Source organism: Alteromonas sp. ABV4_515 (assembly GCF_056160345.1).
Window position 1 is genome coordinate 52,171 of sequence record NZ_JBSWWZ010000002.1, and the last position, 22,400, is coordinate 74,570.

Sequence of the window (22,400 nt, forward strand, 5' to 3'; positions counted from 1 at the left end):
GGACATGCAGACAAACTGATAGTGGCGTGGCATGCACACAGAGGTAGAATTTAACCATGATCTATATTAATACCTTTCCGTACATATATTTTTTGATAGTTGTAGATATTTTTGTTATCTCTCTCAGTTTATATTTTTCAAAAAATAGAATGGCTGATTTATTACTCGTTTTTCTACTGTCAACAATCTCTAATTTCTTCTTTCCACCTTTGGGTTGGTATTACTGTTGGCATTTGTATAAAAAGAATAAAGATAGACAAATACAAACGTTCTAGACGCAAGAATGGACGGTTTCAATCACTTAACTTTATTTAGTTATTTAGCTGGATTAAGAATTTGATTGATAATATTCAAAGCTAAGTAAATCTCGTTAAAAAACAAAGGCGAACCAGTTGGTTCGCCTTTATTTTTCTTTCAGGCCGCTAAGCGGGGTTAAACTATCAGCGAATCATGCACCACCACTTTTTCCCAAAGCCCAGAGCACTCTTCCACAAACTTCAGATGCAGTGGATGAGTCTGATAAGCATCCTGATCTTCAGTGCTGTTAAACATCATCAGTTCAGATACATGAAAACTGTTGTCGATGACATCACGCACCATGGTGGATGCGGGTACGCCAACGAACAGTTTTTGTACCTGAGGAATGCCTACCAGCGTTTTTAATCCTGCAATAAGCTTGTCTCGATCGCTTTGAGATTCAGGATTGGCAAGCCAAAAGTAAACCATATGATGCACCTTCGGCTTATTGTGACCGTCTGGTGAGGCTTTGGCTGAGGCGGGTAACGCAGCAGTAACCGCCAGGGCGCCGCCCGTTGTCATTAATTTTCGGCGTGTAATATCGGTCATCATTGGTCCTTATTATTGGCTCCTGGCGTTCAGAGGTACTCTGCGATACGGGCTTAAACGCCTAAAATTTCACCTAGCCTGCTTTTTTCGCTACATTTCGCAATACTAACGAGGCAAACTGGTGATTCATCGACATAAATGGTCGTAGGGATAAAATTTTATTATCGTAAAAACGAAGATAAAGCTTTACGACAAATATAAATGCAGTTAAAAAGCCGCGTAAAGAAAAACCATATGGTGCTTTAATGGAAAACCTTGTTTCATCTATTCAAAACTATTATCAGCAGGCGCTGGAGCAAATACTCAGCCCCACGTTTCTGTATCAGGTAGGTGCACTGCTAATCATTTATCTGGTTGGCTGGTTGGCATCACGGAAAGTGCGGGATTTGTTTCCCATGACCCGGAACGAACCTCAATCCGGGGCGCACTCCCTACAAACGTTTGTATACCGGCTGGGGGGAACGCTATTTCCTGTTTTCACCATTACCTTGCTGAAGCTAACGAGTGTGCTGGGTAAACAATATCAGCTTGATGCCTGGTTGCTTGAAATCGCCATGATCATCGCGGTGATGCTGTTCTTAAACTCGGTTATCAGTAACTTTGTGGTTAACAAGGGAATTGCGGCTTTCCTGCGCTGGATTGGCCTGCCTATCGTTTTTCTGCATCTCATTGATGTACTGCCGAAGGTCATTGGCGCACTGGAAACTGTTTCGTTTTCAGTGGGCAACGTTGATATTTCAGCGTATGGCATTCTTCGCGTTCTGGTGTTTGGTATTTTGCTGTTCTGGCTTGGCCGCGCTTCCAACAATATGGGTAAAGACATTATCCGTAATCAGAAGAAGCTGGATGTTTCTACCAAAGAGGTATTTGCCAAGCTTTTCGAAGTGGCGCTGTTCTGCGTTATCTTCCTGCTGTTACTGAATATCATGGGTATTAACCTTACAGCACTGGCGGTATTTGGTGGTGCTGTGGGTGTGGGTCTTGGTCTTGGCTTACAGTCCATCGCGTCGAACTTTATCTCGGGTATCATCATTCTGCTTGATCGCTCACTGACGGTGGGTGATTACGTGGAATTAGACGATGGCAGTAAAGGTTTCGTTCGTGAATTCAAAATGCGCTATGCCGTGCTTGAAACCTATGACGGCAAAGACATTCTGGTTCCGAACGAAAAGTTCATTAATTCGCTATTGGTTAACTGGACCCACAAAGACTCTAAGCAGCGTTATCGTATTGATTTCTCAGTGGCCTACAGAACGGATATTCGCTCAATGGTGGAAATCATTAAAGATGCGGTATCTGAACATCCTCAGGTGATCAGCGGTGATGACGTAGCGGTGGAATATCGCCCCGACTGTGAAATTGACAGCTTCGGAGACTCCGGTGTAAACATGTTCGTCGAGTTCTGGATGGAAGGCGTTGATGATGGTCAAAACCGGGTAGGCGGCGACTTACTGCTGATGGTATTCGAAACCCTGCGTGAACACGATATTGAAATTCCGTTCCCGCAACGGGAAGTCCGTGTTATCAACGAAGATGCAATTAAACTGAGTAACACTACGCCGCAGTGATTCAGTGAACTGGTAAAGGGCCTGTGAGTTTCACAGGCCCTGGTTCTAAATTCTCAATCTATAAAGCAGCTACATCTTCCCGTAGCGTTCAAAGTTCTCATGCCAGCTCAGCGCTTCGCCCAGAATATGCGGGGTGTGCATGCCGCGGCCGGTTGCGCAGGCTCGCTCGAAGTAATCATGCAGGCGATCTCTGAAATCAGGGTGTGCACATTTGTCGATAATGAGTTTGGCCCGCTGACGAGGCGAAAGGCCACGTAAGTCCGCCAGACCCTGTTCGGTCACAATCACTTTGGTGTCGTGTTCGGTGTGGTCGACGTGTGAAACCATAGGCACAATTGACGAAATGGCACCGTTTTTAGCAATGGAAGGCGTCACAAAAATCGACAAATAGCCGTTACGGGCAAAGTCACCAGAACCGCCAATACCGTTCATCATTCGCGTACCCATTACATGGGTAGAGTTCACGTTGCCGTAGATGTCCGCCTCAAGCAGACCATTCATGGCAATTACGCCAAGACGACGGGCCACTTCCGGGTGATTACTGATATCCTGTTGACGCAGAATGATTCTCTCACGATAGAAGTCAATATTGTCGTTCAGTTCTTCCAGTGCCACGGGGCTCAATGAGAAGGCCGTTGCAGAAGCTGACGACAAGGTTCCGGATTTGAGCATTTTCAGCATGCCGTCCTGAATCACTTCTGTGTAAGCGGTGAGGTTTTTGTAGCCTCCCGTATCCAAACCTTCCAACACGGCGTTCGGAATGTTACCTACGCCGGATTGCAGCGGCAGTAGTTCTTTCGGTAAACGGCCTTTGTTTATTTCGAACTGGAAAAAATCCAGAATATGGTCGGCAATTTGTCGTGATGTTGCATCAGGAGGGGTAAAAGGGCTGTTTCTGTCTGGTGCGTCTGTTTCAACAACCGCGAGAATTTTTTCTGGCGGAATACGAAAATAGCTGTCGCCAATTCTATCGTCGGTTTTGGTCATCAGAATCGGTTTACGGTGGGGCGGTAGTGCGGTGCCGTAATAAATATCGTGCATGCCTTCCAGTTTCAGGTTCTGACCCTTGTTCACTTCAAGAATGATTTTATCAGCCTGTTCAATCCAGGTTTTATTGTTGCCAATGGATGAAGACGGCACCAGTCGGCCATCTTCGTGAATTGCCGTCACTTCAATAACGGCAATATTCAGTTTACCCAAAAAGCCTGACCACGCGTATTGCGACACTTCAGACAGGTGAATGTCGATGTAATGCATCTGACCATTATTGATTTGCTTACGGCAGGTAGGATCAGACTGGAATGGCAGGCGCATATTAATACCCTGGGCTTCAGCGAGTACACCATCTAATTCTGGTGCAGTCGATGCGCCGGTCCAGAGGTTAATCTGAAAAGGCTTTCCGGCTTTGTGTTCAGTTCCGGCACGATTTGCCAGCGCGCGGGGTAGAGATTTAGGGTAGCCAGCGCCAGTAAAACCACTCATACCGACTGTGTCGCCGTCGTTAATAAATGCCGCAGCCTGTTCAGCGGTCATTATTTTGCTTTTCAATTGCGGACACAAAACCCTGGATTCAGAAAACATGTTCACTCCGATCGTGTTTATACGGATAAAAAAGTCTATTCGAAGATGTGTGAGAAAACGGAATACAACGAATGAGAACGATATGTCGATAAAGCTTAATATCGATGTAAACTTTACACCGATATTTCGTTAACGGAATAAGACCTCAGTGGTATGTAGAGGATATTTCGCCGCTGATAATCGCTATTTCGCCGTAGTTTGACGATCTTGTGAAGTTTTGGTGAAGTCTTAATTAAGCGCCCCTATAGAGCGGGCGCTAATTCAACTGCTTTCAAAAAAGGGACTTTAAAAGTCGCAAAGTCTTCAATCTGTGGCAGGTGGCCCAACCCCTCTAGTTCAACAATAAAAAGCGTACTGTTTCGTTGTTTCACTTCGGCACCCAACTTGTCATAGCGACCGAGTTCGCGGGTAACCGTTTCACGTTTGCTTGCTCGCCCTGGCGCAGTACGATCCCGGGTACCGAGGATCAACGTAGAGGGGACTTTCAAATATTGAAAATCCTCTATTACGGGTTGGGTAAGAATCATGTCGTAGGTCAGTGCTGCCACTTTCGCTAACTGTGGCCAATCGTCTCCCTTTATCCACCCCTGCAAAAAAGCCGCGTGGCTAGCGTAGTCGTCGTTCCACTTGCCATCGTAATAGTTCTTTTGCTGATAGGTCACGATGTTCTCTGGTTTTTTATTCAACTCTCGTTGAAACGCCGATTCGATATCAGGGTAGCTTTCATAAAGCAGATAATTCTCCAGGCCAATGGAATTCACCAGAACCAGTTTGGCGGTGTGTTCGGGAAACAACAGCGCAAAACGGGTTGCCAGCATACCGCCCATGGAATGGCCCACTATCACACTCTGATCAATATCTAACTTTTCCAGCAGCCCGCGAGTATTGTTGGCCAGCGCAGCAAAGCTATATTGATAGTCAGTGGGTTTAGACGACTTCCCGAAGCCGATCTGATCTGGGATCAGCACGCCGTAGCCGTTGTCCTGCAGAAACTCAGCCGTTTGCTGCCAGTATGCACCATTAAAATTCTTACCATGAAGCAAGGTGACAACAGGCTTATTTTTTTCCGGCGGCAAATACATATAGGCCATGTCTAACGCTTTGCCTTGAGAGTTAAAGTGGTAAGTGTCGACAGCGAAAGGATAATTCAAATTAGACAAGCGCTTGTCCATCGGGGGAATGGTGGCAGCAATTGAATGAAAAGCGCTAAGCCAAAATAGAAGGGCTAGGGAAAACACACGAAACATAAATAGACTCCGAGACACAAATGAACTCATTTTTATACCGTACTCACCTAGAGTTGTTCACTTTATCGATAGATCGTCGTTTTCGGTCGTCGCATCGCAAAGGTTGATCTCAAGACCACTCGGTAAGTAACAAAGAGGTACTTATTTCATTTCGCTGCCTTTCAGGGCGGCAAAGGTCACATTATAGGAGTATGAAAATGGCGAATGTATTTGTTGTTGGCGCTGCGGGCAATGTGGGTACCCGTCTTGTTTCAAAACTGGTTAAAGGGAGTCATCACGTTGTTGCTATGCACAGAAAAGAGCAGCAACAGCAGGATCTGGAAGGGCGGGGTGCGCGCACATGCTTATTGAGTATCACAGAAACCGATGTACCCACCCTGGCTTCGGCCATCAAAGGTTGTGATACCGTTGTGTTCACCGCGGGTGCGGGCGGCGCCAGTGAAGAGCTTACGAATAAGGTAGATGGCGAGGGCCTGGAAAAAACCGTAGATGCCGCTATTGCCGCTGGGGCTAAGCGGTTTGTGTTGGTTTCTGCTTTTCCTGATGCGGGTCGTGGCAAAAAGATTTCAGACACCTTTGAAAACTATATGCGGGTAAAACGTCTGTCGGATGCGTACCTTGCAGAAAGTGCGCTGGACTGGGTCATTCTCCGTCCAGGCACGTTGACCATCGAAGAAGGCACCGGGAAAGTAAACGCCGGGTACGCAATTAAATATGGCGATGTTTCTCGTGACAATGTTGCCGATACTATTCGGGCCATTATCGATAACAAAGCACTGACACACAAAATTATCGAACTCACTGATGGTGATGTGCCTGTGGACGACGCCATCGGAAAATTTGTCTAAATAACAGTAAGAAGGCAGAGCAGAGCGGATTCTTACTGGCGGTATAGGTTTTTTGTTACATACTTTTCAAGAATTTTTTAATTAATTTTAAAAAATGATGCATCCAGTTAGCCATCTTCCCCGTATGGCTAGTTGTACATTCACAAAAAAAGGTATGTCTATGTCCCCGTTCAAACCGCTCAGCCTCGCTGTCTCAGCTGCATTACTTGCAGGTGTTTCTACTTCTGCATTGGCGTCTAGCCACCGTGAAGCACCTGCAATTACGCGTGCTCCAACGGTCGATGCAACCGATTTTTATATGTTTAACAGCTATGAAACCGGTCGCGAAGGTTATGTAACCTTAATAGCTAACTATATTCCGTTGCAGGACGCTTACGGGGGCCCGAATTATTTCGCTATGGACCCAGACGCTGTTTATGCCATCCATATCGATAATGATGGCGACGCCATGGAAGATATCACTTTTGCATTCCAGTTCAGCGCCATGCTAGCGGCTGAAAACGAAGGTGTAGCTTTACCGGTGGGTCCAGAAGGCGACCAGAAAATGATAAAGGTGCCATTGAAAAATGTAGGGCCGGTTAGTGCTGACGACCAAAGCAATGCCAACTTTTCTGAAAGTTACACCATGACGTGGGTTAGCGGTAATGCGCGTACTGGCGAACGTACCATGCTAATGCCATCTGAAGGTGACATGTTCTCGAAGCCGCTGGACTACATTGGTGATAAAACCTTTACCAGTTCCACAGAGTACGAACGCTATGCAGGGCAGTTTGTATATAGTTTTTCTGTGCCCGGCTGCGATAATAGCGGTAAGGTTTTTGTCGGACAGCGCAAAGACCCCTTCGTCGTAAATCTGGGGGATACTTTTGACTTGGTGAATTATGTGCCCGTTGAAGGTGATAGCGCGCCAGGAGCCGGTGACGGTGATGGTTTCCCGGGGGGCATAACGCAGAGTGCCGATAATGACGACTTAGCTGACAAAAACGTCACTTCCATTGCCGTTGAAATTCCGGCTGCATGTATTACCGGTGACGGTAACGGAACGGTGGGAGCGTGGACAACCGCCAGTTTGCCACAAGCCAGAATTCTAAACCCCAATGCTACCTTCGATAAACCCGCCGTGGCTAGCGGCGCGATGACACAGGTTTCTCGTCTGGGCAGCCCATTGGTCAATGAGCTGGTAATTGGTCTTGCCGACAAAGATAAGTTTAACTCGTCGCATCCATCTGAAGATGGTCAGTTTGCCGACTACGTGACCCATCCCGTGCTGCCTGAACTGCTGAATATTCTATTCCGTGATGCCGTAAACACAACGCTTGGCACGTCTATCGAAACATTAGCACCCACTAATTTTCCACGTAACGATTTGGTCACCGCGTTTCTCACCGGTTTCCCAGGAGTTAATCAGCAGGCTTCAGTAACTGCATCAGAAATGCTCCGTTTGAACACTGCCATTGCCGCGACACCTGCAGGTGAACAGTCTGCGTTTGGCGTAGCTGGCGATGATCTGGCGGGGTTCCCAAATGGACGCCGCCCTGGTGATGACGTGGTAGATATTGCTCTTCGTGTGGTGATGGGCGCCTTATGCTATCCGATCCCGGTAAACGGTGAACCAACAGATTTGGGGCTGTGTGCAGAAGAAGATGCTAGCGTGGGTAACGTGCCTTTTACCGATGGTGCGCCGGTAGACGCATCTATGATGAATAGCAGCTTCCCATACCTTGCCACGCCTATTTCTGGCTCAGCAGAATAAGGAGCCATGATGAAACATTTATACTTACTCGCAGCCGCGGGCCTGGTGCTTACCGGCTGTGGCAGTGACGATGACGACGAGGTCGTCAATTACGCGCCAGAAGTCGTTTCTGACAACTTCACCACCACAGTGGATACCCCTTTTTCCGACATGCTGACAGCAACTGACGAAAACGGCGACACACTGACATTTGCACTCGCTGATGCACCTTCAAACGGTGCGGTGGATATTGCCAGTGACGGTAGTTTTACATTCACCCCGGCGAGTGAATTCACCGGCGAAGACATGTTTACTTTCACGGTAACAGATGGTGAAAGTGACCCTGTGAGTGGCACTATTGGCATTACGGTTGAAGCCGAGCAGGTGGAGAGCGCAGCGTACATTCGTGCCGCTTTTAATCAATCTGCAACGGACATGCCTTTGCCTGTTAATGGCAGAGAGTTCTCTGATGATGATGATCCTACAGCCTACGATGACTTGCTGAGCGATTATTAATACCACAGTACATTTGGCCAAGGATGGCTTTCTAACAGGGAACTAGCCATGAGAAGAGCGAAAGACGTTACAACGCTGCTTACCGGCATAATCTGTGCGGGTGCTGTAACTTTGCTTATTACCGTGTTGGTAACACTTGGGGTAAGTATCAATAATCATGCAGAAGCTGCAGTTTACTATCCGGACAACAACACGGTTATTGCGAGTTGGGAACGGCCCTCTGATGCATTACCCGATGTTCAGACATTGCAGCAGGAGTTGGAACAAGCCCGTACGTTAAATGGCTCGGAAAAAGTGTTACGTAAACTCTATAGACAAACCAAACGCGGGTTGAATGCACAAGTCGATAATCCCGATTGGCACATTTTTCATGCCAGATTATTGCAACAACAACATCAGTTTGACGAGGCTGCTGAAGTGCTCGACAACACGATCAGACAACACAGGGCATCAGCTTCCGCCCTTATGTTACTTGCTACAGTGGAAGTGAATCGGGGAAACTCTGATCAGGCACGCAAGGCCTGTCAAAAGTTGGCTGGCATTGGCGAGCCCACATTCGCTGCCATTTGTTTGCTGGATATCGATGCTCAGCAGCAGCCAGACGAAGCAGACTATCAAAAATTACAGCAACTACGTAAGTTCTCAGGTCTCGAACGCGCTCCTGCTATCGATAGGTGGGCAGGAGAAATTCTAGCGGCGATGGCATTGGCATTGAATAAACCTGAAGAGGCGGCGGGGTATCTCAGCGACACTGATTTGTCGGCTGCGCCAATTAGCCGGGTTGCCCTTTGGGCCGACATTCAGCTTGAATTGGAACGCTCCAGAGCTGTTATTGATATACTTACGCCGTTGATCAAAGCGCCTTCTAATGTGGATGATGCCATACTTGTCAGACTCGCTCAGGCGGAAGCTACGTTAGCTGCCAATGACTACTGGCAACAAATTATGAAGCAACGCGTTACAATGCGGGAGTGGCGTGGTGATAATGTGCACGCAGCCCAGTTGGCGCGGTATTACCTCGATGTAAATGCTGACCCGGTGAAGGCAATGCACTTTGCAAAGCTCAATTGGGAGCACGGCAAAACTTGGGACGATAAAATGTTATTGCAACGAGCCAATGCGTTAGCATTAGGACAGTGATTGATATGGAGTACCCTATGCGTTGGGTGTATTACGCAAAGCTTTCAATAGTACTCATGGTGCTTCAACTCAGTTTTTTTGTCGCCAGTAAAGGTTTTGCGCACGAGCTGAGTAATGGCTATTTGACCCTGTCTGGTGAAGACACGCGTCAGCTTGAGGGAAGGTTGTCGTTAATGCCTTATGACCTTGAGATTGAGGTGAAGCTCGACGAGAATTTCGACGGCGATCTTACCTGGCAAGAGGTGAAGGCAGCACAGCCCGGTTTACATGATTATGCCGCCTCAGTACTGCGCTTTACTCAGCAGGAAACGCTATGTCGCCCAGTCTTTAAAGATGTTGCTATGGAGAGCATATCTGGCATCGATTTAATCGCGATTCCATTTACGCTTACTTGTCCTACAGACTCCGCTATAGTTGTTAGTTACCAGGGTGTATTTGACATGGAAGCGAGTCATAAAACCCTGCTAACGGCGACAATTGGTGGTGCCAGTCTTACCGATGTATTCACTGATTCACATAGAGAAAGTGCGCTGGCGACCGACTCAGATACTACCGCCTGGCAGACAATAACGACCTTTGTTTATCAGGGCATCATTCATATCTGGATTGGTATAGATCACATTCTGTTTTTACTGGCCATGCTGCTCACTGTTAATTTGGTGAGAAAAGACAATCGTTGGCAGGGTGAGGAACGAACTGGCACTATTCTCAAATCTACATTGTGGCTGGTGACAGCTTTTACCGTGGCACATTCAGTCACACTTACCACTACGGCACTAGGTTGGTATCAACCCTCTAGTCGCTGGGTTGAATTCGGTATTGCCATCTCAGTTATGCTCACGGCGCTAAACAATATTTGGCCGGTAATTCACCGTTTGGTGTTTATCACTTTTGCGTTTGGTTTACTGCATGGAATGGGCTTTGCCAGCGTTTTCGGAGAGCTGCAAGCGAATGCTGCCAGTCCGCTTTTGGCCATAGCATCGTTTAATATCGGTGTGGAAATTGGACAGTTAGTCGTGGTGCTATTGTTACTACCGGTGCTGTTAGCGCTTCGGCATGTACGTGCTTATGTTTCGGTAATAATGCCATTGGCGTCGTCGGTCATTGCGCTTATCGCGCTGAATTGGGCTATTCAGCGCTTTTAATAAGAACTTAGTGAGCATTTACTCGCGATGCATTTTGCGTAGAATTTACGCTTCAGGTAATTTTATTAAAAATTCCTGTTTTGGAAAATCGATAGCAAATCCAGGTAAGCTGTTTAGAACATCGCCTCCAAGAATTAATGCTGGTGGCTCACCATCTGCGTTCATAGTAAAACGGACTGGCACGTCTCGCATAGTGATTCCACCTACTGAAATTGTTTTAACAGAGGCTTTTTTGACTGCGCTCATATTTGATGTGGCACCCAGAATAGTGCCGTCATCTGCTAGATGAGAGTCTGTGGATAACCATCCCAGCGCTTTCAATACGGAATAATTGGCAATGGTGGCGGCTGCTCCGGTATCAATGAGAGCCGGAACTTCAACGCCATTCATCTTTACATTGATATGTATAAGCAAACCGCCATTTTTAATGGCAGGAATGGTCAGGTAATTGCCTTCTATCTCGCCAGAGAGGACAGTGCTGAGGCTGTGAGTTGCAGCATCAAATAGCAGTGCTTTATCTGCAAACAGGTCCATACCAATAATTCCCGCCGCTTCTGTGGCTCCCGAGTTCGGCATTGCTAAAAGCCCGATATAGCTTATGTCAAATAAGTCGCTTTTGAACGAATCCACCGGGTATGCCTGTGCAGCAATAGCGCCCGTCGCACCGTTTATGATCAGGCCGCTATCAAAGCTCTCCAACTCAAGTCGCTCTGCTAGGGCTGGCATCATCAGTGTGGCTTCGGCGCCGGTGTCCACCACCATATAGTACGGGCCCTGACCGTTTACCTCGGTGGCGATCACAGGGCGATTACGAGAGTCATATCGCATTTCCGTCGACAACGTCGTGTTTTCGCTTGCCCATGCACCTGCCGAAACAGCGCATAATGTGAGTAATACCGACAGTTTCATATCAGTCTCCGTGATTGGTCCTTTCCTGACTGTAACCAGGTAACCTTACCTCTACCTTGCAGCTTTATTCGACTACCGTCAGCTTGTCTGCGAACTGGTCTTTTATATCGTCATTGAGCGCAGAATCAGCTATTGCTAAACGAAGAGACTGTTTCCAGTCGTCGCTGGCATCTTTGATAAGCATGTCAAACCAGGGTAATAAAGACTGTTGATTCTTCACCGCCGCTGATGGGCCAAATAATTGACTTAACAGTGCATCAGCTTCACGGTCATAGCCGTTTATATCAGATTGCTGAGTGGGACTCTCAAGCGCTTGCAGAACCCGGTTTATTGCAGCGCTGTCGTCGCCTAAGACGTCACGGGTGTAAAGGGCAATGGCAAACTCCACTACAGGTGAAATTTCATCTCCCTTGTCGTCTATCATTTCTGTAATTGGCTCGCCGGTTTCTATTCCCAATTTTGCCTGCGCCATCAGGGTGAAAGCCTGCCAATATGCTTTAGCTGCTTGTGAATCCGTTGTCATTCGTTGACTGATGTGAAAAACCTGCGCCAGATAAGACGCAGCCACTTGACCGTTGTTCCAACTGCTTAACTGGGCAACCGCATCGGATAGAGAGGGGGCGTTGAAGCGACTCTGTACAATTCGCGTTTCCATTGTCAGCGTGGGGTAATTCATTTGCCAAACTGCGGCAACTACCAGCTCCCCCGCCTCTTGATATTGCTTTGCGCGAGAAAAGACATTTGCCAGGCCCAATCGCAAATACACCGATGCATTCTGAGTCTTTGCTATCTGTGCTCGCAACATGGTCAGGGAATGTGTATCCGGCGTGATACTGCTAAGTGGCAAAGCGGTGGCCAGAAGCTGAAGATGATGTGCGGTAACATCGGGTTCATCAAGTTGCGACAATAAATTCGCGATATGCTCATCCAGATTTCCCTGAGCAGACCATCCTCTGGCAATCACATCATAGAGCCTTTGCATTGAACTTCGCTGTTCAGCTGGCAGTGCTATCAACCAGTTATTAAACATGACTGTTGCTTCGGGAACGTTTGCAATGTGAGCCAGAAAATCTTCTGATGAATTGTCAGTTACAGGTAAACCTTCGCTATCATAAATGACATGAATTAACTGTTCGCGGCCTAGCCGCTTGCCGTCGAACTGTTGTCCGCCTTCAATGCCATTGCGCCAGAGGGTATTCAACTGACGAAGTCCTTCACTTCTGTTCTGATTATACACCTTTACGAGGCGTGCAATATCCGGTTGAGAGACACTCTCAGGCGCAGCGACCTGGTTACCGCCTTCCCGCCGTTTCAACTCGACTACCAGCGGATCAGCAGGGAAACGTCTGGCGTATTCAGTGAAAATTAAGCTATATAGTGCGGCGGTGCCACCGTCCTGCGCGCCGGCAGACATCGATTTATTGAGCCAACCGACCAGTGAAACAATATCGGCGACGGGTTTGCCAATCTGCGCCGTTTCTTTACCAGCCCCTTTAGCGTTTATCTGATGCAGGAAGTACTGAAGATGCTGGTCGTCATCGTTCGCATTGTTTTGTAACCTTGCAGAGATAACCGTTTCCAGTGTATCGAAGTGTCGCTCTCGCCACAGCAAATTGATCAGGCGGTTGAAGATCAGTTCATTCGCAGGCAATTGCCTGTGTAGCGCAGTCAGGTAATCGAGCTGATTAGACGTTTGGTTTTCAGTTGGCAATATATTGTTTATAAAAAACCGCGCGTCATCCGCTGCTATTTGTGGCGCGGCCAAAAATTCTGTGATGTAGGCCAGGCGTTCATCTCTTAAGTAGCGGTATGTTACATCGGCGAACGCCTGAAAATGCACACCAGCACCTGCTGCTCTGGTCAATTTCAGTAGCGCATCAAAAGCCTCCGTTTTATCTCCCTCAAAGAAAGCGGTGAGGAAATGTGGCAACTGTTCGCATTGGACTGATATACCCGCAATCTTCGTTGCCTCGTTTTGCAGAAATGGCTGGTTCTCCGCTGCGGCACTGAGCACCATTACTCTTTCCGCCATGGCTGCGCAGGGCGCCAGATTGTTGCCATTAGCCGTAACGTAGCTATGCAGCAATTTTGCCACTTGCTCCCTGTGGTCAGGGGAAACCGGTTTAGCAAATACGCGCTGTACAATTTCCTCTCTGATTGGATTAGTGGCGCCGGTCTGGCGGTAGCTTCGCTCTGTCTTCTCCCATAATTCGAGTAAATCCTTAGGGGAAAGTTTACTAAATAACAATTTATTAAAGCTGTCATCGTTCATGGCGTAGGGCAGGCCTGCCAGCGGAGGTGTGTTAATATGCTGGATGGTGAGTGAGATAAATTCTGCATCTGTGAGTAAGGGAGCTGAGAGCTTCGCTTCCAGCTTTCGAACGGTTTCTGGCAGATATCGTTGCAATTGCAACATCAGCAGCTTCTGGTTAGGCACGTCTATCATTACGGGCCAGAAGCGCTTCTTAAACTGCTCATTAGGCATCTTATCGGCAGCACTTCTCAACACATCAAAGTAGTTACCGCCAACGATCGGCGTGAATTCACCATTGCTCCTGAGTCTGGCAGTGAGTGATGATGCCAACTCAATAACGGAATGCCAGTCGTTTGAATCAATGGCGAGAGCCAAAGTCAGTTTGAAGTTATCTTCAACCTGCGCCTGATTTTTAAGGTGCGCGAGAACGTCGAGTGTTTGCTGGTCGCCTAACGGGGAAAGCGCAAGTGGTGTAAAATCTGCAAAGATCGGTGTTAAATCTGACAGCGCACTCTGCCACTGTGGCTGACTATGCCGGCTACTGGCAATACGCTGCATTAAATCTGTGATAAATGTTATGCGTGGATATTCGCTCACCTTTCCCAAGGGAGCAGCATCAGCGTGCTGTTGCAAGCTTTTCAGTGAGACTTTCAGCATGGATTGCAACGCCTGCATTACCGTTTTTGCCTGAGCCTCGTTTATTGTAAGCAGCAGTCCTTCAGATAGCGTGGGGAAAAACTTAAAGCTGTCTGAAGTGCGCATGGTGCTGAAATCGGGCTGGTGAAGCGGAGCTTGAGAGATAATTCGCTTCAGGCCTTGCCAGTACCAGTATTCGGCCATGTTTTTGTCGTTGAACTGTTCTTCCAGAATGGCTGTTTTACGCAAAAGCTCGAAATTGCTTTGATCTACCAGTAAGGCCTCTTTGAAATAGGTTAGTGCTGCACTGTCCATATGCTGACTGGCGTAAGCATCCCCTTTTAATTGCTTAACGTTGAGTATGCCGGGGATTTCCGTCATTAACGAAAAGGCGCGTTCAGCTCCTTGGACATCGCCGTCAGCGAGCAGAGAGCGACCCAGATCGGCATACAAGGCGGGTGGAAAGTCATGCTGAAGGGCGAGCAGGCGTCGGCCGTATTTCAGTTTCTTTTGCTCATCGCCAATCGCTGGACCCGAAGACTGGCTGTACGGATCTTTGCCGCTGAACTGTGAGATCAGACTTCTGAGTAGCGCTGCACGCTGGGTATCCGAGGCGGCCAGAATCAAATTGCTGATATGTTCTGCGGTGTCGAAATCGCCCTGACTTTGCTTAATGTCAGACAGCACCATTAGTAGTGATATGTCTGAACCGGAAACTACCAGACGCGTTAATATTTGTCGGGTTAACCAGTTAAGCGTACGGTTTTTAAGCGAAGGCGCGGCCTTATCTTCCCGTTGATCTGGAGTTGAATCAAACAGATTTAACAGGCCGTCTACAGTATTCATGTAGGCTGTATCTGTTGGGGCGGAAACCAAACGGGTTTGGAGTAACCTCACCGCCAGCTCAAACTGACTGGATTTTTTATAGAGCTCTACCAATTGCAACAGGGCGTCTGGATTAGTGTTGGTGTCGATGGCTTTTCTATATTCGGTTATCGCCTGTTCAGTCAGGCCCGCCAAAGTATAAATACTGGCAACAAATGCATGATCGTCTTGATTGCCATTCTCTGTTAGCGAAGCAATAAGTGTGTTGACCTGCGCCAACCGCTGTTCCTGTGGCGTTTCTCCGGCATTACTCTTTGTTGTCTCATACGCATTGTTACGTAAGCTATTTAAGGTAATTTGTTGCCAGTATTGCGATGCATTAGCGGGGTCCCTTTCTGCTAATTGTTTCCAGATTTCATTAAGCCTTGCGTACTGACGACTGCGCCCGAACAGGCTGGCCAGTAATTCCAGACGTTGTGTTTCGGGTATTACCGCTTTGGTCGCATAATTGTTTATGGCGGACTCAGCTTTATCGGTTTGATTGTCCGCCAAATGCAGAGCCACAAGCAGGTTTAATTCATGATCACTGAGTCCACCGTTTTCCAACAGCTGTTCCAGTTCGGTGACTTTGTTCTCTAATGTTCCTGCTTTTTGCGTTGCTTTAACCAAAAGGTTTTCGAGATAGAATTTGCGGGCTGGAAGCGTTGCCTGTTGCCACAATGTTTCCCATTCGGCAACCGCTAAATCTTCGCTTCCGGCATTTCTGGCAAGTTCAGCTAAATGCAGCCGCTGATCGTAGGAAAGTCGACCGCCCGCCTTTCTGAAATTTAACAGTACCTGAAGTGCCTGCTCGACATCGTCGAGTTGCTCCAGTGCAGTCACCACCAGTAAACGAGAAGGGCTCTGGGCTTGTGTCGAGGCGGTGATATTGTCCAGCGCCATCCTTGCTGAAGCTTCATCACCTGCTGCCAGATACGTTTTGAACAGAAAATAATTTACGTCAGGATCGGCTTGCGCATCGTGGACACGAGTTTGCAGCATGGCGATGGCGCTGTCCTGCATATTCATGGCAATCATACGCTGTGCTGCAGCTAGCAGCAGAGACTTTTTGCCAGCATTTACAGAACCGAAATCGTCAAATACCTGCTTAGCACCCGTTAGATCCCCTTCATTGATAAGCTGACCAGCGAGTCCATAGTAGCCTTCAGGGTTTGTCGGGTTAGCCTGAATTTGTTGGCGATAAAATGTGGTGAGTCCATGCTGATCATCAGACAGCGATAACAGCGCGGCGTTGCGGGATTTTATAGCAGGCAGAGTACTGGTTTCTGTCAGCGCCAGAGCCTCACTGAACTTACCTTCTTCAAGTAGGAAGTCCAGATACAGGGGCGTGAGGAACGGGTCGTTATGATAACCAGATAGTGTGTCCAGTACCGCTTCAGTTCGTCCGTTAATTCTTACTGCTTCAGCGAACAAGGCAAGCGCATAGCGTTTATCGGAGCGGGTTTCCGCTTGCTCAAAAGCACGCCATGCCAGCTTTTCAGCCCTATCGCTTTCAGCGATTTCCAGTAGCCAGTTGGTAAATACTAACTGACTGGGTAAGCTTTTGTTTTCAATGCTTTCCAGGATTGGTATTGCCTTTGATATACCAGAGGAGATGCCCACGACCAGCGCTACATTTTCTGCCAGTTTCGGATTGTTTCTGGCTATTTGCTTCAGGATATCCGGTTTATCTTGCAACAGTGCCAACTGGATCTTCATTTGCAGTTGCTCAGAGCCATTCAGCCCAGCACGGTCAGCCAGCGTGGAGTAAATACCGATGGCACTGGTTTTGTCGCCTAATGCTTCATATGCCTCAGCAAGCAGCACATCGCTTAGCCTGTATTGTTCTGCGATGGTCTTCACCTGCGTGATATCGCCATTTTCCCATGCGGCTAAGAGCGCTTGCCTGGCAGATATATCATTCTGAATTTGTGATGCCAGCATCGAACTCGGTGCAACGCTTGTTGAGCCGGGCTTTGCAGGTTCACCAGACATTGAAGATTCACCTGACATTGCAATCAGCGGTGAGGAAGTACTAGCAATAAGGAGTGCCAGCGCAATGGGTTTCAGTTGAAATCTCATACTACATTTCCCGGAAAGCGTGTATTGCGGCGCGACGGCCAGCGACGATAAATAATTTCAGACAAGTAAAGTAGCAGCGCGAGCGCCAGTGCGAATGGCATCAGTGCAAAGGTTTTAACGAAGGTGTTGCCCGTGTTCGATGCGTTCTGTCGGGTTTCAGCAAGCGAACGTGCTCCGCCGCTGCCGTTTACAACCTGTTGCAGTCGTTGAGCATATTGTGTTTCAAGTTGAAACTCTGGGCGAAGGTCGCTTAGTGGCGATAATGCCGAATAAAAGGTTCGGTGAGTCGTATCTACTTTTACTTCCACCGCCGCATCACGGGCAACATTGATTGTGGCAGTAAACAGCCCCGGTGCTCGCCGGCGAATTGGTGTGTCGTGCCAGTTTGTTTCATCAGAGCGCTTCCACTGTAACTCTGGCTGAATGTTGTCTGCTTGCGCAATGAACTGCACATTAATTTGTTCGAATGATCGCTGTGTGGTGAGTGTTGCACGGTTTGCCAGGGCGGCGAGAGAACCGATAATACCTCCCAATTTCTGACCATATTCAGGCATTCCTGCCCAGCTCTCAGTGCCTTTACCAAATGGTTCGGTCATCAGTGCCGTCACTTTTCCTGCGCCAGCTTGCCAGGAAGCGAGTAAAGGGTCCTGGCTGTTATCGATTGTCCATTCTGCAATAGCGGTTGGTTTCAGTGGGGCCGACGTATAGCCATTAATTGGCGAGGGGAAAGACGCTGCTGTAGCCGCATCACGAACGGTAAAACCGCCTTCTTTATAAGCCGATGCGGGGATTTTATCTGCGCGACGAAAGTTAAGCTCTACCATGCTGAATTCGTTGTATACCGCATAGAAGCGCCCCCGGCCCCAGTTTGCCAGGTCTGCCATTCTTTCTTCTCCAGTGGCGTCATCGCCAACCAGCACGGTAGAAACATTGATTTGATCTGAGGCGATATACTGCAATAACTTCTGGTAGTTCTGTTCTTCTACCGCGGCGTCGGTAATAAGCAGAATATGGCGGTATTTATTGTGGCTGCTTTTAAGCCCGAAATAGGCTTCTTCAATAGCAGGAAAAAGTTCACTGCCACCTTGTGCCTGCAGTCGACCGATAGCGCGTTCCAAGGTTTCGGTGTCCTGAACGGGCTGCATGGGCACCGCCCATTGGCGGGTGCCGTAAAATTCTACGATGCCCACCTGATCCTGCGGTTTTAGTTTTCTTACTGCCAACCGGGCCACTTGTTTGGCAAGTTCAATTGGCTGCCCCTGCATGGAACCAGAGCTATCGATAATGATCGCTAGTGAGATACCCGGCTCACGTTTGGCTTCTGTGTTATCGATATTAACCGGTAATAAATCCGCTAACGGGCTGCGTGCCAGACCGTTGGTAGAAAACGCCTGTTCGCTTCCGGTGTAGAGCAAGCCGGTGCCACTGTTAATTGCATCGAACAGTGCGCTCTGAGACTGCACGGGTAGCGCTGACTTACTGGCATTATGAAGCACCACCGCTTCATACTGACTGAAATCCATTGGCTCCGACCAGGGGAAGGGGGCGGTAGACACACTGAAGGCATTGCCCAGTAACAACTGCAAATGCTCGCCGTCGGTTTCATTGGGGGTGCCCATTAGCACCGGGATTGGTGATTGCGCTGCGAGCACGAAGGTGCGGCTATCAACAATCTGGTTGTTGTCGATGAGCGCTGCTTGCCAGGTAGAAAACAGGTTTTCAGAGGCAGGCAACGCAATGACAGGAGAAAACAGGTTATTTTCCGTTGCCTCGCCTAAGGTGGCCGCTATAACTTCGCCGGTTTGCGATGTGAGTCTGAGTGACAACGTCGACGCATCCCGCGCTTCAGCGAGAACGTTCACGGTGAGCGCTGGCGATTGCCCCGGATAAAATGCCGGGTAGGTCGTCGTCTGGATAGTGGGTTTTGCTTTGACGCTGTCTGCTTTAATCCAGTTCAGAGTGACATTACGTGCTTTAAGGGCAGCCAGAACCGGTTCCCAGTGATCATCGGTGGCGTAACCGTCGCTAAACAGTGTAATAATCCCGCTTTTTCCATAAGGCACTGACGCCAATGCCGTCATTACCGCCTGGGTGAGCGACGTCGATGGTATCACTGCCGCAGGAACATTTTTAAAATCAGTGTTGTCACTGTTGTCGATCACAATAACATTCGCGTCGTTGGCTTCAACCTGGCTGAGTAATTGATTGGCCTGTTCCATCGCGTCCTGAGCGCTGGTTTCATCCACACTTGGGGAACGGTCTACAATAACCACATGATGTACCACATCGGAATGCCATTGAACCACGGGCTCCATTAGTGCCAGTGTTATACAGAGCACCAACAGGCATCGCAGCACCGGTAACACTCGGCCCTTTCCCCTGCGGAAATACCAAATCATTGGAAGCAGCGTTAACAGCGCCAGATAGGCAGGATGTAAAAAAGAAATACTCATGATGTGCTCCTATGCCCAGCGACCACGTTGAATCATTAACCATTCAACAATCAATAAACCTAATGCGATGAGAATGATAATTGTCAGCCAGGGAACGTCAGCTCCTGAGTCTGCTTTTACGGTACCGGACGCTTCGCGCGCACTGGCAACCTGCCGGGATATAACCGGTGACTGAAGAGAGGCCGCTTCAACGGTGTCATCAGCATCCATTTTCATGACTGTCAGTGGATACGGACGGATGACATTATCTACCGGTAGTCCATTGCCTGGCTCCTCTGGCGCTAATTCACCCACTGCAAGATAGGCAGGCACAACGGGTAAATCCGCCAGCCAGTTAATGGCCATGGACAACCGTAAAAGCGGATCTGCCTGTTGTTTTTCTACCAACTGACCAAGGTGCGTAAGTGGCATGCTCACTGACTTGGTGTCTGCGTTCAGAATCTTCACCTCAGGCATGTCATTGGGAGTGTCACTCCAATAATTTGACTTCCAGGCTTTCTGCAGTCTGCTTTGCTCGTTAGCACTTGACGTATAGAAGGTCACAACGTTGCTGCTATCGTCAGCAAACAAGGTGGCCTTGGAAGCAGGGCATCGGCTGTCGCGGCTGATGCAAATGCTGACACTGGCCTGGTCAGGGGCGTTAACCAACTGCGGATTGGCATCAACAAAGCGTGTTACCCAGTCCGGTAAGCCTTCCTGTAAGGCGACGAAAATTTGCGACTTAACCGGTAGCATGAGTGTTGCGCTATTATCTGGTAAAAAACTATCCGCTGAGAGACTATCCGCGATGAAATCATCCGCTTCATCGAGAGAGACGGTTAAACGCTGTGGCTGGTCGGTAAGTGGAATACCTGAGATGGCAAACTGATTATCTTGCAGAGCGATAATCCGGGCGGTATCTACAGGACTATCGTTAAGCAACACCGTCACATCATCTGGCTGAAACTCTTGTTCAGGCGTACTCAGCAGCGTAAATGTCACCCGGGAGACCTGCTCATTGTCTATCATGAAACGTTGTTGCCCGATGGCAGTGATGCCAGCGTTTGCAGAAATAGCTTCTGAAATAAAATCCTTTTGAAGGGCAACACCTTCGGGTGCCGTTATGTTATTTAGCGCAGAGCCCAAATAATGTACAACAACGGGCCGACCGGCATAGAGTGTTGGTACACGTTCAAGCCATTCGCTGAACGCGGGTAAATGAGACGATGCCTGAATTGTACTGAGGGAGGCCGTCAGTACCGCATTAGATAAATCCGCGCTGAGTATTTTGGCGGGTACAGCATCGCCAATCCATAGTTCCCGGTTTGCCGATGAAGAAGAGGGGAGCCTGGCAACCAGCTCTGCTTTAGCATCGGCCATGTTATCACCCGCCTGCATCGCAACAGAGGTATCGAGGTAGTAAACGTGCAACGGCTTGGTGCTATCAGTAAACCTGATCCCGCTAATCGCCAGCCAAAGTAACAAAGCTATCAATACTGCAAGCAGAAAACCCAGCCAATGCCGGAAGCGCTGCCAGAATTTATTTGCTGAGGCATGTTGTAGCGCCTCCTGCCAGAGCTGAACAGAGGCTACCCGCAATACCACTGGCTGGGCTTTCAAGTGTTGTAAGGCGTAAAGCAGGGCAATCAGTGAAAATATACCTGTCAGTACCAGCCATACTGGAAAATTCACAAAACTCATCAGGCCACCATACCATTTTCAAACAGTGCACTGAGTTGCGCTAAAATGGGTCCGTTGGCGTCCAGTTGTAATAGCCCGGTGCCAGTGTTACTGGCGTATTGTGAAAGCTGCTGGTTAAAGCGCTGGTAAGCCTCGGTGTATGCCTTAATCACCGCTGGGGAAAGTTGCAGATCTACAGTGGCTGCAGACTCGGCATCTTCAAAACGGATATCTCCGCTGGTTTGCAATTGACGAGGGTCGGCATCCCAGGGCTGTGTTACCTGAATAAGCAGTTTGTTATGTTGCACCAACGACAGCGCATCTAGCACTGCTGACATTCCGCTGTTGTTGAAAAAATCCGAGATTACAATCATCAACCCTTTTCGCAAGGGGTAACCGGCAAATTCGGTGAGGGCGGCGGTGATGTCTGAATCATTAACCGGCTGATGGTGTTGTAGTTGTTCTGCCAGGGTGAACAACTGATGTTTGCCTGATAGTGTTTTGAACTGGTTATTAAGTTCTCCGGCGAAGGGAAATACCCGCACAGCGTCCTGTTGTTGCAACGCGATGGCGCCCAGCGCGAGGGCGCAGCGTTGGGCGGCACTGAATCGCGACGGTGTCTCACAGAACAGGCTGGCAGAATGGTCCAGCAGAATGTACACCGGCAGATTTTGCTGTTCCTCAAATACCCGCACGAACAAGCGACCAAGTCGACGATAAATATGCCAGTCGATGGCCCTTAATTCATCACCGGCGACATAGGGTTTGTAATCGACAAACTCCAGACCCTGACCTTTGGCACTGGTTTTCTGTTCAGCCAGTCGGCCACCTTTACCCGCCAGTGCGATACGAAGGCTGAACTGCTGAACCTGTTCAATCAGTTCAGCGTCAATCAGCGGGTGTACTGCATCTCCAGCCAT

The 22,400-nt window shown here is 48.5% G+C and carries 14 protein-coding genes; 6 read left to right on the top strand and 8 right to left on the bottom strand.

All coding sequences use genetic code 11. From position 1 onward, the window contains the following. Positions 1–432: 432 nt before the first annotated feature. Positions 433–846, bottom strand: coding sequence for a Dabb family protein (locus tag ACXAGX_RS04680; RefSeq protein WP_474836873.1), 414 nt, complete (start codon positions 844–846; stop codon positions 433–435). 245 nt (positions 847–1,091) lie between these two features. On the opposite strand from ACXAGX_RS04680, the gene ACXAGX_RS04685 reads away from it, so the two are divergent. Then, positions 1,092–2,414: a mechanosensitive ion channel family protein gene (locus ACXAGX_RS04685; protein ID WP_474836875.1), complete on the top strand. Its 1,323-nt coding sequence runs from the start codon at positions 1,092–1,094 to the stop codon at positions 2,412–2,414. Positions 2,415–2,483: 69 nt separating this feature from the next. Here the strand turns inward: ACXAGX_RS04685 and ACXAGX_RS04690 are convergent, their stop codons facing one another. Together ACXAGX_RS04690 and ACXAGX_RS04695 are read right to left on the bottom strand one after the other, a co-directional pair. Then, positions 2,484–3,995, bottom strand: a complete 1,512-nt coding sequence (locus tag ACXAGX_RS04690; protein ID WP_474836877.1) for an acetyl-CoA hydrolase/transferase family protein — start codon at positions 3,993–3,995, stop codon at positions 2,484–2,486. Positions 3,996–4,237: 242 nt separating this feature from the next. Continuing rightward, positions 4,238–5,242, bottom strand: a complete 1,005-nt coding sequence (locus ACXAGX_RS04695) for an alpha/beta fold hydrolase (protein ID WP_474836879.1) — start codon at positions 5,240–5,242, stop codon at positions 4,238–4,240. A 197-nt stretch (positions 5,243–5,439) separates the two neighbouring features. Between ACXAGX_RS04695 and ACXAGX_RS04700 the strand changes: the two genes are divergently transcribed. The 5 genes from ACXAGX_RS04700 to ACXAGX_RS04720 all read left to right on the top strand — a co-directional run bounded on the left by ACXAGX_RS04700 (position 5,440) and on the right by ACXAGX_RS04720 (position 10,623). Beyond that, complete coding sequence (locus ACXAGX_RS04700; protein WP_474836881.1) at positions 5,440–6,090, top strand: SDR family oxidoreductase; 651 nt, start codon at positions 5,440–5,442, stop codon at positions 6,088–6,090. A 160-nt stretch (positions 6,091–6,250) separates the two neighbouring features. After that, positions 6,251–7,843, top strand: coding sequence for a DUF4331 domain-containing protein (locus tag ACXAGX_RS04705; RefSeq protein WP_474836883.1), 1,593 nt, complete (start codon positions 6,251–6,253; stop codon positions 7,841–7,843). 6 nt (positions 7,844–7,849) lie between these two features. Further along, on the top strand, positions 7,850–8,338 hold the full coding sequence (locus ACXAGX_RS04710) for an Ig-like domain-containing protein (protein WP_474836885.1): 489 nt from the start codon (positions 7,850–7,852) through the stop codon (positions 8,336–8,338). 48 nt (positions 8,339–8,386) lie between these two features. Beyond that, entirely contained in the window at positions 8,387–9,478 is a 1,092-nt protein-coding gene (locus ACXAGX_RS04715; protein WP_474836887.1) for a tetratricopeptide repeat protein, read from the top strand. 17 nt (positions 9,479–9,495) lie between these two features. Further along, positions 9,496–10,623, top strand: a complete 1,128-nt coding sequence (locus ACXAGX_RS04720) for a HupE/UreJ family protein (RefSeq protein ID WP_474836889.1) — start codon at positions 9,496–9,498, stop codon at positions 10,621–10,623. Positions 10,624–10,668: 45 nt separating this feature from the next. Here ACXAGX_RS04720 and ACXAGX_RS04725 read toward each other — a convergent pair whose 3' ends face one another. The 5 genes from ACXAGX_RS04725 to ACXAGX_RS04745 all read right to left on the bottom strand — a co-directional run bounded on the left by ACXAGX_RS04725 (position 10,669) and on the right by ACXAGX_RS04745 (position 22,400). Continuing rightward, complete coding sequence (locus ACXAGX_RS04725; protein ID WP_474836891.1) at positions 10,669–11,532, bottom strand: aspartyl protease family protein; 864 nt, start codon at positions 11,530–11,532, stop codon at positions 10,669–10,671. 64 nt (positions 11,533–11,596) lie between these two features. After that, entirely contained in the window at positions 11,597–17,368 is a 5,772-nt protein-coding gene (locus ACXAGX_RS04730; protein ID WP_474836893.1) for a tetratricopeptide repeat protein, read from the bottom strand. Next, positions 17,365–19,821, bottom strand: coding sequence for a VWA domain-containing protein (locus tag ACXAGX_RS04735; protein ID WP_474836895.1), 2,457 nt, complete (start codon positions 19,819–19,821; stop codon positions 17,365–17,367). The genes ACXAGX_RS04730 and ACXAGX_RS04735 overlap by 4 nt, the downstream gene beginning before the upstream one ends. Before the next feature lie 9 nt (positions 19,822–19,830). After that, positions 19,831–21,501 carry a hypothetical protein gene (locus ACXAGX_RS04740; RefSeq protein WP_474836897.1) on the bottom strand — a complete coding sequence of 557 codons (1,671 nt, stop codon included), beginning with the start codon at positions 21,499–21,501 and terminating at the stop codon, positions 19,831–19,833. Continuing rightward, positions 21,501–22,400: a DUF58 domain-containing protein gene (locus ACXAGX_RS04745; RefSeq protein WP_474836899.1), complete on the bottom strand. Its 900-nt coding sequence runs from the start codon at positions 22,398–22,400 to the stop codon at positions 21,501–21,503. Before ACXAGX_RS04745 ends, ACXAGX_RS04740 begins: the two co-directional genes overlap by 1 nt.